Origin of the sequence: Amycolatopsis sp. NPDC024027, assembly GCF_040638975.1 — a bacterium.
GTDB lineage: Bacteria > Actinomycetota > Actinomycetes > Mycobacteriales > Pseudonocardiaceae > Amycolatopsis.
In genome coordinates this window covers 286,145-299,318 of sequence record NZ_JBEZYY010000012.1, presented here as the reverse complement: position 1 = coordinate 299,318, position 13,174 = coordinate 286,145, and the positions used below count along the sequence as shown (strand labels likewise).

Annotated in this window: 10 protein-coding genes; 3 read left to right on the top strand and 7 right to left on the bottom strand. The window is 69.7% G+C overall.

Going from position 1 to position 13,174, the window contains the following annotated elements:
- Positions 1 to 90: 90 nt before the first annotated feature.
- Positions 91 to 1,551: a cytochrome P450 gene (locus tag AB0F52_RS28525; RefSeq protein WP_360177554.1), complete on the bottom strand. Its 1,461-nt coding sequence runs from the start codon at positions 1,549 to 1,551 to the stop codon at positions 91 to 93.
- A gap of 131 nt (positions 1,552 to 1,682) precedes the next feature.
- Positions 1,683 to 2,621: an AraC family transcriptional regulator gene (locus tag AB0F52_RS28520; RefSeq protein ID WP_360177472.1), complete on the bottom strand. Its 939-nt coding sequence runs from the start codon at positions 2,619 to 2,621 to the stop codon at positions 1,683 to 1,685.
- 82 nt (positions 2,622 to 2,703) lie between these two features.
- Here AB0F52_RS28520 and AB0F52_RS28515 point away from each other — a divergent pair, with 82 nt between their 5' ends.
- Both AB0F52_RS28515 and AB0F52_RS28510 read left to right on the top strand, forming a co-directional pair.
- Positions 2,704 to 3,108: a pyridoxamine 5'-phosphate oxidase family protein gene (locus tag AB0F52_RS28515; protein ID WP_360177469.1), complete on the top strand. Its 405-nt coding sequence runs from the start codon at positions 2,704 to 2,706 to the stop codon at positions 3,106 to 3,108.
- A gap of 17 nt (positions 3,109 to 3,125) precedes the next feature.
- Positions 3,126 to 3,584: an NUDIX domain-containing protein gene (locus AB0F52_RS28510; RefSeq protein ID WP_360177466.1), complete on the top strand. Its 459-nt coding sequence runs from the start codon at positions 3,126 to 3,128 to the stop codon at positions 3,582 to 3,584.
- 48 nt (positions 3,585 to 3,632) lie between these two features.
- Here AB0F52_RS28510 and AB0F52_RS28505 read toward each other — a convergent pair whose 3' ends face one another.
- The 5 genes from AB0F52_RS28505 to AB0F52_RS28485 all read right to left on the bottom strand — a co-directional run bounded on the left by AB0F52_RS28505 (position 3,633) and on the right by AB0F52_RS28485 (position 9,639).
- Positions 3,633 to 4,706 (bottom strand): ribonucleotide-diphosphate reductase subunit beta, encoded by a 1,074-nt coding sequence (locus AB0F52_RS28505; RefSeq protein ID WP_360177463.1) that lies wholly within the window; start codon positions 4,704 to 4,706, stop codon positions 3,633 to 3,635.
- 16 nt (positions 4,707 to 4,722) lie between these two features.
- Entirely contained in the window at positions 4,723 to 7,635 is a 2,913-nt protein-coding gene (locus AB0F52_RS28500; RefSeq protein ID WP_360177460.1) for a ribonucleoside-diphosphate reductase subunit alpha, read from the bottom strand.
- Between the two features lie 225 nt (positions 7,636 to 7,860).
- The gene (locus AB0F52_RS28495) at positions 7,861 to 8,445 is read right to left on the bottom strand and encodes an acetoacetate decarboxylase family protein (RefSeq protein ID WP_360177457.1); all 585 of its coding nucleotides are present in this window, start codon (positions 8,443 to 8,445) and stop codon (positions 7,861 to 7,863) included.
- Positions 8,442 to 9,281 (bottom strand): enoyl-CoA hydratase-related protein, encoded by an 840-nt coding sequence (locus AB0F52_RS28490; protein WP_360177454.1) that lies wholly within the window; start codon positions 9,279 to 9,281, stop codon positions 8,442 to 8,444. The genes AB0F52_RS28495 and AB0F52_RS28490 overlap by 4 nt, the downstream gene beginning before the upstream one ends.
- A gap of 25 nt (positions 9,282 to 9,306) precedes the next feature.
- Entirely contained in the window at positions 9,307 to 9,639 is a 333-nt protein-coding gene (locus AB0F52_RS28485; RefSeq protein WP_360177451.1) for a hypothetical protein, read from the bottom strand.
- Positions 9,640 to 9,895: 256 nt separating this feature from the next.
- Between AB0F52_RS28485 and AB0F52_RS28480 the strand changes: the two genes are divergently transcribed.
- The gene (locus AB0F52_RS28480) at positions 9,896 to 13,117 is read left to right on the top strand and encodes a HEAT repeat domain-containing protein (protein ID WP_360177448.1); all 3,222 of its coding nucleotides are present in this window, start codon (positions 9,896 to 9,898) and stop codon (positions 13,115 to 13,117) included.
- Positions 13,118 to 13,174 lie beyond the last annotated feature (57 nt).

Sequence of the window (13,174 nt, the reverse complement as noted above, 5' to 3'; positions counted from 1 at the left end):
CGGGGTGTCTACCGGCTGAACGAGTGAACGAATCTCCACAAACGGTAACTTTTCGTTACCTAGTGTATGCGGTGGTGGACGGATGCCGGGTCAGCGCGGGGTCAAGCAGACCGGCAGCCCGTCCGCCGGCACCGGCAGCGAGACGTAGTCCCAGCGCGCGGTGTAACTCTCCGGAACCGACCAGCGGTACGCCCGCAGCAGTTCGTGCATCAGCAACTTCACCTCGAGACCGCCGAAGTGCAACCCGATGCACTTGTGCGCGCCGCCGCCGAACGGCATCCACGCCATCCGGTGCGACTTGTCCTCGCGCCGCGGTTCGGCGAAGCGTTCGGGGTCGAAAGCGAAGGGGTTCGTCCAGCACTCGGGCGTGAAGTGGTTGACCGTGGGCGAGACGCCGACCAGGGTGCCCGCCGGGATGTAGTGGCCGAGCACTTCGGTGTCCTTGACGGTCTGGCGGGTCAGCGACGGCACCGGCGCGACCAGCCGCAGCGCCTCCTTCATCACGAGGTCGAGGGTCTCCAGCCGCTCCAGCGCCGCGATGTCGGGCAGGTCGTCGCCCAGGGCCAGGGACTCCGCGCGGGCGCGTTCCTGCCATTCCGGGTGCTTGGCCAGGTAGTAGGCCATGGCGCTGCTGGTGATGGTCGTCGTGTCGTGCGCGGCCATCATCAGGAAGATCATGTGGTTGACGACGTCGGTGTCGGAGAACCGGTCGCCGTCCTCGGTGGTGGCCTGGCAGAGCGCGGTGAACAGGTCGTCGCCGCCCGAACGTCGTTTGGCGGGCAGGTTTTCGCCGAAGTAGCGCTCGAGGACCTTCCGGCCGTGCAGCCCGGCCGACCAGCGCCCGCCCGGCACCGGGAAGCGCACGAAGGCGGTGCCGGCCCGCACCGAGCTGACGAACGCGCGGTTGATCCGGGCCGCGTCGCCGCCGCTGCGCATGCCCATGAACACGCGGGTCGCGACGTCGAGGGTCAGCTGCTTGAGCGCCCAGTACAGCCGCGGCCGCTCGCTCGAGCCCCAGCTCGCGACGCCTTCGCGCAGCGCGGGCCCCATTTCGGCGACGTAGCCGGCCAGCCGCGGGCGCGTGAAGGCCTCCTGCATGATCCGGCGGTGCAGGTGGTGCTCGCCGAAGTCCATCAGCATCAGGCCGCGCTCGAAGAACTTCTCGATGAAGAACTTCCAGCCCTCCTGCGAGAACGCCTTGTCCTTGTTGACGAGCGCGATCTGCGTGGCTTCGGGCCCGGACAGCGCGACGATCTTCCGGCCGAAGCCGCCGGTCCACGACACCGGGCCGTAGAGCTCGTAACGGCGAAGGCCGAACGCCGGGCCGAAGCGCATCATCTCGAGCATGTGCCCGACCACCGGCGGTCCCGCGTCCCCGGGCACCGGCTTGAGGCCGCTGCCCGCGGGTGGCGTCGCGAGTTCCTCGACGGGCCAGCGCGACCGCAGCCAGCGCTCGTCGACCTTGGGCGGCAGGGGAAGTGCGGTCAGCGTCGGCACGCGTTCGCGCAGTGCTTCGGCGGCTCGGCTCACGGTGCCCGGCAAAGTGACCACCTCCTGCGTCGAGATCGGCTGTCCTCCACGATGCACCCTTGTTGACGGTCTGACAACACCTCGCCGGCCCTCTTTTCGGGTGATGCGGGAGGGGCCGGGCCGGTCGCTGTGACCGGATGCTCACCGGTTTCTCATTGCGTGCTCGTGGACTTGCCCACCGCTCGCCGGTACTCGCTCGGCGTGACGCCGCGGACCCGTTTGAACGCCGCGCTGAAGCCGAAGGCGTCGGCGTACCCGACATGGCGGGCGACTTCCGAGACGGTGGTGGCGGTCCGCTCGGCCAGCAGGTCCGCCGCGAGCGCCATCCGGCGCCGGGTGAGGTAGGTGAGCGGTGGTTCGCCGACCAGCTCGGCGAACCGCTTGGCCAGGGTCGAGCGGGAAACCCCGGCGCGCGTGGCCAGCGCGGCGACCGTCCACGGCGCCGCAGGCTCGTCGTGCAGCAGGCGCAGCGCGGGGCCGGTCACCGGGTCGCGCTGGGCGCTCCACCACGCCGGGGGTTCGCCGCCGGGCCGGTCGAACCACTCGCGGAGGGTGCAGACGAGCATCCAGTCGAGCAGCCGGTCGAGCACCACCTGCTGGCCGGGCGTGTCGGCGGCGACCTCGGCGGCGAGGTGGTCCAGGACGGCGTCGCCGGTGCCCCCGCCGCCGACGCGCAGCACGGCGGGCAGGGCGTCCAGCAGCGGGCGGCTGACCTCCCCGCCGGCCGGGTAGGCGCCCACGATCAGCGTGGTCGGTCCCTCGCCGTCGTCGCGCCAGCCGCGCCGGTGCCGCGTCCCGCCCAGTTCCGGTGCGGCGCAGTACTCGCCGCACGCGACGGGCTCGGCGGCAGTGCCGATTTCGTCGACGAAGGTGAACGTCCCGGGGCCGCGCACGACGACGGTGTCGTAGGCGCTCAGTGGCTCGGGGGTGCCCCGCTCGGGGACGATCCAGCCGCCGCCGGACAGCACGGTGCACAGGGTGAGCGGCGCGCCGTCGACGAAGTGCAGCGAGAACGGTGGCGACAGGGCCGAGCTGCCGAACAGCGAGCCGTGGGCGCGTACGCCGCGGAAGAGGTCACCGAAGACGTCCACACCCTCGAGGTTAGACGAATGGACAGGGAATCCGGCTTCTCGCCCATGGGATCGTCCGGACGCGTCCGGTTGAATGGCGACCATGACCGCCTTGACTTCCGACGACCTCGAGTTCCTCCGCCGCCCCCTGCACGGCTTCCTGACCGTGGCCGCCGGCGAGCCCCGCCCGGTGTGGTTCGAGGCCACCGACGACGGCCTCATCCAGCTGTTCACCGAACCGGACGCGCTCAAGGTACGCCGCGCGCGCCGCGACCCGCGGGCGTCGATCGTGGTCGCGGCGCCGGTGGGGGAGCGGGAACGGTGGGTGTCGGTGGCGGGCCGGGTTTCGGTGGAACCCGGCGGCGCCCACGACCTCGCCGCCCGCCTGGCGGCCCGGTACTGGGATCTCGGCGACCCGGTGCGCGCGGCCGATCTCGAGGCGATCCTGAAGGCGGACCAGGTGCGGCTGGTGCTCCACCCGGAAACCGTGCGCCGCTACGCCTACTGACGGGAGACGATGCCGACGTGGCCGAGCTGCCCCTGCACGATCGAGCGGGCACCGCGCTGCTCGCCGTGCGCCCGATCGCGGAACGGGATCTGCCGGCGCTGCCCGCGGCGCTGGTGGTGGCCGTCCACGCCGGCGCCGTCCTGATGATGTTCGACAAGCGTCGCAGGCAGTGGGAACTGCCCGGCGGGATGCGCGAGCCCGGCGAAACCTGCCGCGAAGCCGCCGCGCGCGAGCTGGCCGAGGAAACCGGCATCCGCGGGGCGGCGCTGACCTTCGCCGTGGTGGCCGAGTTCGCCCTGACCGAGCCCGCCCGCCGGGAATCCCTCGCCGTCTACCGGACCGAACTGATCACCGCGCCGCGGCTGACCCTCGGCGACGAAGGGCTCGGCTTCCGCTGGTGGTCGCCCGGCGACCCCGTCGAGGCGGACATGAGCCCCTTGGACGCGGAACTGGCCGCGCGAGTGGCCACGACGTGAACCGGCCCCGCCCTGGCGAACCAGGGCGGGGCCGGGTGCCTCGGGAGCTCAGTCCCAGTCGAGCGCGCCGCCCGACTGGTATTCGATGACGCGGGTCTCGAAGAAGTTCTTCTCCTTCTTCAGGTCCATCGCCTCGGACATCCACGGGAACGGGTTCTCGGTCTCGCCGAAGATCGGGGCCAGCCCGATCTGCTGCGCGCGCCGGTCGGTGATGAAGTGCATGTACTGCTCGCACAACTGGGCCGACAGGCCGAGCATGCCGCGCGGCATGGTGTCGCGCGCGTACTTGACCTCGAGCTCGCACGCCTCTTTCAGCATCCCGCGCACCTCGGCCTGGAACTCTTCGGTCCACAGGTGCGGGTTCTCGATCTTGATCTGGTTGATGCAGTCGATGCCGAAGTTCAGGTGGATCGACTCGTCGCGCAGGATGTACTGGTACTGCTCGGCGATGCCGACCATCTTGTTCCGGCGGCCCAGCGACAGGATCTGCGCGAAGCCGGTGTAGAACCACATGCCCTCGAAGATCACGTAGAACGCGACGAGGTCACGCAGGAACGCCGTGTCGGCTTCCGGCGTCCCGGTCTTGAAGTCCGGATCCTCCAGGTGCTGCGTGTACTTCAGCGCCCACGCGTCCTTGTCCGAAATGGACGGAACCTCGCGGTACATGTTGAACAGCTCGCCCTCGACCAGGCCGAGGCTTTCGCAGATGTACTGGAAGGTGTGCGTGTGCACGGCCTCCTCGAACGCCTGGCGCAGCAGGTACTGGCGGCACTCGGGGTTGGTGATCTGCCGGTACACCGCGAGCACGATGTTGTTGGCCACCAGGGACTCCGCGGTCGCGAAGAAGCCCAGGTTGCGCTTGAGCATCTGCCGCTCGTCCTCGGTGAGGCCGTCCTTCGACTTCCACAGCGCGATGTCGGCCTGCATGGCGACCTCGGTCGGCATCCAGTGGTTGTTGCAGCCGGCCAGGTACTTCTCCCAGGCCCAGGTGTACTTCATCGGCAGCAGCTGGTTGACGTCGGCGCGCGCGTTGATCATGCGCTTGTCGTCGACGTTGATCCGGGCGGCGCCGACCTCGATCTCCCCGAGGCCGGTCGCGTCCGTCGTCTCCACGTTGGTCATCTGTACAGGGGTTCCTTTACTGGCAGGCTTCGCAGTCGGGGTCGTCGATGCGGCAGGCGGCGCCTTCGGTGGCGACGAAGTCGACGTCCGGCTCGGGCTTGGGCGAAGGCGCGGGAACAGGCGCCGGTGCCGGCGTCGGCGCGGGGGCCGGGGCAGCCGCGGCGGGAGCCGCCGGGGCCGGGGTCGCCGAGACGGCGTTCAGCTTGCCGTCGGTGCCGCGCAGGGTGCTCTTCTCCACGTGCGTCGCGGACTGCGCGCGCAGGTAGTACGTGGTCTTGAGGCCCTTGTGCCACGCGTAGCGGTAGAGCTGGTCGAGCTTGCGGCCGCTCGGCGCCGCGATGTACAGGTTCAGCGACTGCGCCTGGTCGATCCACTTCTGGCGCACCGAACCGGCGTCGACGATCCACTTCGACTCGATCTCGAACGCCGTGGCGTACAGCGCCTTCAGGTCGTCCGGCACGCGGTCGATCTGGCCGAGGCTGCCGTCGAAGTACTTGAGGTCGCTGACCATGACCTCGTCCCACAGCCCGCGCGCCTTGAGCGAGCGGACCAGGTGCGGGTTGACGACGGTGAAGTCGCCGGACATGTTCGACTTGACGAACAGGTTCTGGAACAGCGGCTCGATCGACTGGCCGACCCCCGAGATGTTGGAGATCGTCGCGGTCGGCGCGATCGCCATCACGTTGGAGTTGCGCATGCCGACGGTCTTGACCCGCTCGCGCAGCGGCGCCCAGTCCAAAGTGGACGAGGTGTCGACGTCGAGGCCGTCACCCTGGCGGGCGTCGATGAGCAGCTGCAGCGAGTCGATCGGCAGGATGCCCTTGCTCCACAGCGATCCCTCGAACGACTGGTACTGCCCGCGCTCCTCGGCGAGGTCGGTCGACGCCGAGATCGCGTAGTAGGAGAGGTGCTCCATCGAGACGTCGGCGAACTTCACGGCCTCGTCGGAGGCGAACGGGACGCCGATCTCGAACAGCGCGTCCTGGAAGCCCATGATGCCCAGGCCGACCGGGCGGTGGCGCAGGTTGGAGCGGCGCGCCTCCGGGATCGTGTAGAAGTTGATGTCGATCACGTTGTCCAGCATGCGGACGGCCGTGCGCACGGTCTTCTCGAGGCGCTGGGTGTCCAGGCCTTCGGGCGTGACGTGCTTGAGGAGGTTCACCGAACCGAGGTTGCAGACCGCGACCTCGTCGACGGTGGTGTTCAGCGTGATCTCGGTGCACAGGTTGGACGAGTGCACGACACCGACGTGCTGCTGCGGCGAGCGCAGGTTGCACGGGTCCTTGAAGGTGATCCACGGGTGGCCGGTCTCGAACAGCATGGTCAGCATGCGGCGCCACAGGTCGACCGCGCGGACGCGCCGGAACACCTTGATCTCGCCGCGGTCGGCCATCGCCTCGTACTCGCGGTAGCGGGTGGCGAACTCGTTGCCGTAGAGGTCGTGCAGGTCCGGCGTCTCGTTCGGCGAGAACAGCGTCCACTGCGCGTCGGCCTCGACGCGGCGGAGGAACTCGTCCGGCACCCAGTTCGCGGTGTTCATGTCGTGGGTGCGGCGGCGGTCGTCACCGGTGTTCTTGCGCAGGTCGAGGAACTCCTCGATGTCGACGTGCCACGTCTCGAGGTACGCGCAGGCCGCGCCCTTGCGCTTGCCGCCCTGGTTGACCGCGACGGCGGTGTCGTTGGCGATCTTGAGGAACGGCACGACACCCTGGGACTGGCCGTTGGTGCCCTTGATGTGCGCGCCGAGGCCGCGGACCGGGGTCCAGTCGTTGCCGAGGCCGCCCGAGTACTTGGCCAGCAGCGCGTTGTTCTTGTACGCCTGGAAGATCGAGTCCAGGTCGTCGTCCACCGTGGTCAGGAAGCAGGACGACAGCTGCGGGCGCGTGGTGCCCGAGTTGAACAGCGTCGGCGTCGAGGCCATGAAGTGGAAGCTCGACAGCAGTTCGTAGAACTCGATGGCACGGGCTTCGCGGTCGTCCTCGCGGATCGCGAGACCCATGGCGACGCGCATGAAGAACGCCTGCGGCAGCTCGAAGCGGGTGCCGTCGTGGTGCTGGAAGTACCGGTCGTACAGCGTCTGGAGGCCGAGGAAGCCGAAGTCGAGGTCGCGCTCCGGGCGGATCGCGGCGGTGATCTTGTCGAGGTCGAAGCGCTGCAGCTCGGCGTCGACCAGCTCCAGCTCGATCGCGCGGCGCAGGTAGGCGCGGAAGTACGCGGGGTACTCGCCGGCCATCTCGTCCTGGCTGGCCAGGCGCGGGGTGCCGGCGAGGTAGCTCAGCGCCTCGCCGCGCAGCTTGTCCAGCAGCAGCCGCGCGGAGACGTAGGAGTAGTTCGGCTCCTGCTCGACCAGCACGCGGGCGGCCAGGACCTGGGCCAGGGCCAGCTCGTCGGCGCTGATGCCGTCGTAGAGGTTGCGCTTGGCCTCGGCCAGCACCGGCTCGGCGCTCACGTCTTCGAGACCGGCGACGGCCTCGCCCACGACGTGGGACACGCGGGCCCAGTCGAGCGGGCGCAGGACGCCGTCGGTGCCCTTGACGTTCAGCGAGACCTCGGTCGCGGCCGGCTTGGCGGCCTCGCGGGCCTTGGCGCGCTCGTCGCGGTAGAGGACGTAGGCGCGGGCGACCTTGTGGTGCTCACCGCGCATGAGGGCGAGCTCGACGATGTCCTGGATCTGCTCGATGTGCAGGGCGGTCTCGGGGCCGGCGTGGCGCAGCAGGGTGGTCTCCACCTGCTGGGTCAGCTCCGCGACGACGTGGTGGACGCGGGAGGACGCGGCGGCGTCGCCGCCCTCGACCGCGAGGAACGCCTTGGTCAGCGCGACCGAGATCTTCCCGGCGTCGAACGGCGACACGCTGCCGTCCCGCCGGATGACCCGGATCGCGGTGGGTGAGGCGGTCCCGGAGGGCCGCTGACCGGTTTCGACTGACATGCGTGTCTCCAAGTTTTCGGGCGCGTTCGATCGCCACACGGCGTCATGAGGCCGTGCGCTGCGGTTTCTTGCAAGCTGCCCGGCCGCCCTCTGCAGCGGTCTCCCCGTCGCTGGGGGCTGCCGGTGTTAGGAGACTACATGTTGGGGTCGATGTGCGCGCGGGACCCCAGATGGCGTGTCGTGAGTTCACCCTGGCGGGGTCGCGTGATCACCCAGAGGTGCTGCTCAAGCCCCGAAAACCAGCTCGCTGCCGGGCAGGGCGAGGCTCAGGAACGGGCGCCGGCCGGCCAGGTAGCCGAGCGGGCCGCCCGCGTTGATCGTCCAGTCGGCCGCGGCGAGCCGGGGCCGGATCTTCGCGCCGACCGGGGTGCGCACGGGGGTGCCGTCGCGGTCCTGGAGGACGTCGAACCGGCTGGGGAGGGCGAGCGGCGAACCCGGCCTCGGCGTGAAGGCCGCGGTGGCGATCCAGTCGTCACCGGTCGCCGCGGTGTACGTGCGGTCGGTGAACTGCAGGGCCGCGAGGTCCTTCGGGATGGCCCACAGCTCGCGGCCGCCGGCGAGGGAGACCTCGGAGTCGACCCAGATCCGCGTGATCGTGCACGTGGTCCGCTTCCCCCGCACCGGGACGGCGGCGAGCAGTTCGTGGTAGCTGAGCTGCCCGGGCTCGCGGTAGGCGATCCAGGCGGTGAACACGCATGTGTACCCGGCGAGGGACAGAGCGCCCGGGTGCACGTCGCGCGCGGGGACCCGCCAGATCGACACGTGGGCGTCGGCGACCAGGTTCCAGGGCTGCGGCGGGTACGAGGTCATTTCTCCAGCCAGGGCAGGTAGTCGGGCAGGTCCTTCTCGACGCGCATGCCGAACGACGGCGGCCGCTTCTGCAGGAACGACAGGACACCCTCGACGGCGTCCGGGTTCGCGCCGAGGCCGCCGATCAGTTTCGAGTCGAGTTCGTGCACGGGGAACGGCGAGTCGGCGCTCGCCATCCGGTAGAGCAGCTGGCGGGTCACCGCGACCGACACCGGGGCGGTCTTCTCCACGATCTCCTTCGCGAGCTTCCTCGCTTCGTCCAGCACGGTCCCGGTGGGGAAAACCTGGTGCACCAGGCCCTTTTCGAGGGCTTCGGCCGCCGGGAACACCCGGCCGCTGATCATCCAGTCGAGCGCGGTGCCCATCCCGACGAGCCGGGGGAGGAACCACGCCGACGCGCCTTCGGGGTAGATGCCGCGGCGGGTGAAGACGAACCCGAACCGCGAGTCCTCCGACGCGAGCCGGTAGTCGCACGCCAGCGTGATGGTGATGCCCCCGCCGACGGCCGCCCCGTGCAGGGCGGCGATCACGGGCTTGTTCATGGTGAAGATCCGCTTCGAGCACCGGCCGGCGGGCTCCTGCCACTCCCGGCCCGGTCCCTCGGCGGGATCGAAGTCGAACCCGCCCTGCGAGAGGTCGGCCCCGACGCAGAAGTCCGTGCCGGCCCCGGTCAGCACGACCACGCGGACGTCCTCGTCACGATCGGCGCGGTCCATGGCGGCACCGAGCTCGTCGGCCATCCGGATCGTGTAGCCGTTGCGCGCCTCGGGCCGGTTCAGCGTGACCGTGGCGATCCGGTCCGCGACGGCGTAGGTGATCTCGGCGTAGTCGGCCATGCGACGAAGCTATTGCAGTCCGGCACTACTGGCAAGATGTCAATAGTGGGTTCGCAGCGTCGGCGACGGCCCGGCGGGGAGTCCGGCGGCTCGCCCAGGCCGTACCGCCCCCGGCTGCGGCAGCGGCGACCCAGGGGAGCACCGTGCCAACCAGGACCACGGCGCCGACCACCAGGATGAACAGCGAAACGATCCTGACAAAGGTTTCCCGGTCGCCGGTGACCGCAAGGCCGATCACCCGAGTGAGCAACGGAGAACCGGTGTCCGTGGGATCTCGGCGCAATTCTTCGTCCGAGATGGCGTGGATCTGCTCCGTTGTTGTCGCGTTCTCGTCGCGTTCGCGTTTCCGGTTGTGCACGGGTCCTCCTCGGTCATGGGGTGGTAGAGGAAGATCCTTCGTCGGGCTCCGGCGCGTCGGGGTATCGAACGGGTGAAGCGGGCAGGTCGTGGGCTACGCTGCACGCTGCTTCGGGTGGCGATTTCACCCGCTGCGGGGGAGGAATGGCGGCGGGGAGGGAGATATCGCTACGCGGAGTGAGCGGCGCTTGTACGACGAGTTGCGCGCTCTCAGGGGTAAGGCCGACGCCGCGCGGCGCAAAGCCGGACTCCGTCCGTTGTCGCAGGACGAAACCGAACGGATCCTGCGCAAGTCGCCGTATCTCGTCGCCGATTTTCGGGGGCAGCGGCTCAGCGACTGGCTGGCAGAAGATTTTTCGAAGGCGAAAACGCCATCGGCGGGCAGTTTGGCCGCCGTATTCGCACTGGTACGGGTCTGGAGCGAACAGGCCGGCGTCACCGCTCCCGCCGAGCGGTACTGGGCCGACCTGCTGGAAGCTGCCCAGCCCGACCGATCCGCCAAGAGCCGGACGCGAACCGAGCCCGAGCCGCCTGACCGTCCGGTCCACGCCCTGATCGACGACTACATCGCGGCGGCCGTACGGGCGGCTCGAGAACACCCGTACCCGGGTGTGCTGCCGGGGAACACGCCGCCGCTGACCGAGGTCTACGTCCGTCAGCGGGTGCGGGTGGGGGAGCCGCGCGCGCGGTCGGCGGCACCCGGGAAACTCACGGGCCCGGTCTCCGCCTTGGTCGGCGAGGCGGCTTCGTGGACGTCCGTGCCGCCGCCCCGGCGGGTCTCGGGCCGGATGTCCGCCGAAGAGATTCTGGACAGAGATCGCATCTGCGTGGTCGTCGGCACCCCCGGCGGAGGCAAGACCAGTCTCTTCCGCACCCACTTGATCCGTGCTGTGGAAGCGAGGAAGGCGGGTGAACTCGAAACTCCGCTGCCGATCCTCGTGCCCGCGGCCGCCTTGTCGGGCAAACCGCTGGCGGCTGCGCTCGCGGAGGCGGCGACCGCCGAACTGAGCAGTTTCGGCCTGCTCGAGAAGCTGCCGGACGCCTTGTTCAAGGAGTGCCCGTACGAGGACGTGCCGTGGCTCGTCATGGTCGACGGGCTCGACGAAATCACCGATCCGGCCGCCCGCCGGAACCTCCTGGCCGCGCTGGAGCAGATCTCCGACGGCACCCGTGGACGTCAGTACCGGTTCGTCATCGCGACCCGTCCCCTGCCCGATTGGGAGCTCGCGGTCCTCGGGGCGCAGGCTCCGGTGTACGAGTTGGAACCGTTCACCTGGTCGGATCTGAACCGCGTTTCCGCCGACTGGTTCCGGGTCCTTGGACTCTCGTATCCCGACCGGGTGGCCGAGCGGTTCGCGAGCGCGGTGCGGCGGACCAGGGTGTTCGGGCTGGCCCGGACGCCGCTGATGGCGGCGCTGCTCTGTCAGCTGCACGGTGCGAACCCGGACGCTCCGTTGCCGGCCAGCCGCGGCGAGATCTACCGCAAGTACGTGGAGCAGCTGACCCGGCGCATGCAGAGCGCGGACCTGTCGGGCATCCAGGCTCAGGTGCGAGCCGGCTTGGCACGCTACGGGGACGAGGCACTGAAGGACGGCTGGCGGACCCTCGAACGGCTGCCCGAACTGATCGCCCGATCGGCGGCAGAGCTACGCGGTGGTTGTCCGGCTTCGATCTTGGACATCATCTCCGGGCTGCCCGGTGCCGCATGCCCCCAACGAGTACCAGCCACCGTTTGGCACGAGTACCTGCAAAGCCTGTTGCTTCGCAGCGGCCTGGTGATCCTGCGCGGCGGGGTACTGTCTTTCTTCCACCAGACGGTCGAAGAGTTCCTGGCCGCGACCCACGCGACGCGGTCGGCGCCGGCCAGCCTGGAGTCGCTGGCCGCCCTCTTCGGGAGGAAGCGCCGCGTTCCCCTCTTGGAACAGGTTCTCGGCCGGCGCGTCCCGCCGCCGCCGGAGGTGGACACCTCGTTCACGGGGTTCGTGCTCGACCAGTGCGGCGAAGTCCAGGACGCGGTCGCCGATCACTTGCTCCGGCTCGTCGACCGCGGCGGCTTGGCCGGGTGCGGGTTCATCGCCGTGCTGCTCCGCCTCGGCACCGATGTTCCGCGCCGCGTCATCCTGGCCATGGCGAGGAAGCTCGTGGACCTGGTTTGGGTCCTGGGCAACACCTCGAATCCCGCACCTCCCCGTCTCGCTCGAGGAGTGGTGCGCAGTGATCATGAGCGGTTCGAAAACGCTTTCCTGGCCCTGCGCCTGCTGGCTTCCATCGGTGCGGAGGACGCGCTCGACCGGCTGCGCTCGATCGCCCGCGACGCCGATCTCCACCCCGCTGTCCGGGCTAGGGCGGCCGAGGCCGTCGTCGACCTCGACGTCGATGTCACCGCCGCGGTCGGGCTCCTGGACGAGCTGGCGAGGAACAAGTCGATCGGCTCGCGGATGCGGGCCACCCTGGCGGCGCGGGTCGAGTCGCTGGATCCGGACCACGTGTCCCGCCTACTCGTCGATCTCGCCCGGGACGCCACGTTGGCCGGGCGGGAACGGGTCGCGTCGGTCATGACCCTGCGCGGCCACGAAGCCGCGTTGGCGGCGGATCTGTTCGCCGAACTCGCCCTGGACACCAGGATGAGCGGGTACTCGCGGGTCCGGTCCGCCGGTGTCCTGGCCGGTGCGGGGGACGTGCGCGGGATCGAACTGCTCGACGGATTGGCCCGGGCCGAGGACCTTCCGGTCTACGTGCGCGAGGAGGCGGTGCGTGCGCTGGTCAAGCACGGTGGTTCCAAGGCGGAGAACGCGTTGTCGAAGTTGGCCTCGGACCGTTCGATCGATCCCCACGTCGGGATCCGTGCTGCCGGTGCGTTGGCCGAACACGGGGACAAGGAAGCGCTGAAGGAGCTCGAACGCATCGCGACGCAGCACTTGAGTGACCACAACGTGCGGATCGGTGCGGTCGAAATGCTGGCAGCCTTGGGGGAGTACCACCCGATGGAACTGCTCGAGTTGCTGGTCCGGGACACGACACTCGACGACGACGGCCGGCTCCGGATCCTCGAGATCATGCTCGAGACCGGTGGCCGTCGCGGAGCCGACGCGGTGAATTCGCTGGTCGGCGACCGTTCTCTCGGTGACCGCGCCCGCGTCTTCGTCGCGGGCCTCCAGGGATCCGTCGATCGGCCCGCCGCGGTTCGCACCCTCCTCGACTTCATCGGTGACCGGAGCGTGGCGGGGGCAGCCCGGGTCGACGCGGCCGAGTTGCTCGCCCATCTTCTGCTCGGCGAGCACGCGCGGCTGCCGGACGCGGTGGACGTCCGGACGCACACCTCGGAAGACTTCCGTGTGGACCCCGTCGGCCACGTCGACCTGGATCGGGTCACGATCATCGACCTGATCGACGACCTGAGCCGCGATCGGAGGGTGCCGAGAGCTGATCGCGGCCGGGCGTTCGAGGTCCTCCGCCGGTTCTCCCTGGAACGGCGCTAGTCCGGACCACGCCGACGGAGGTTCCGGTCCGGTGGTTCGCAGCGTCCGGAGCGAAAC

Bases quoted from the DNA above. Each gene is read 5' to 3' on its own strand.
- AB0F52_RS28515 (WP_360177469.1), top strand. From the start codon at position 2,704: ATGACCGCCTTGACTTCCGACGACCTCGAGTTCCTCCGCCGCCCCCTG.
- AB0F52_RS28505 (WP_360177463.1), bottom strand. From the start codon at position 4,706: ATGACCAACGTGGAGACGACGGACGCGACCGGCCTCGGGGAGATCGAG.
- AB0F52_RS28500 (WP_360177460.1), bottom strand. From the start codon at position 7,635: ATGTCAGTCGAAACCGGTCAGCGGCCCTCCGGGACCGCCTCACCCACC.
- AB0F52_RS28495 (WP_360177457.1), bottom strand. From the start codon at position 8,445: ATGACCTCGTACCCGCCGCAGCCCTGGAACCTGGTCGCCGACGCCCAC.
- AB0F52_RS28490 (WP_360177454.1), bottom strand. From the start codon at position 9,281: ATGGCCGACTACGCCGAGATCACCTACGCCGTCGCGGACCGGATCGCC.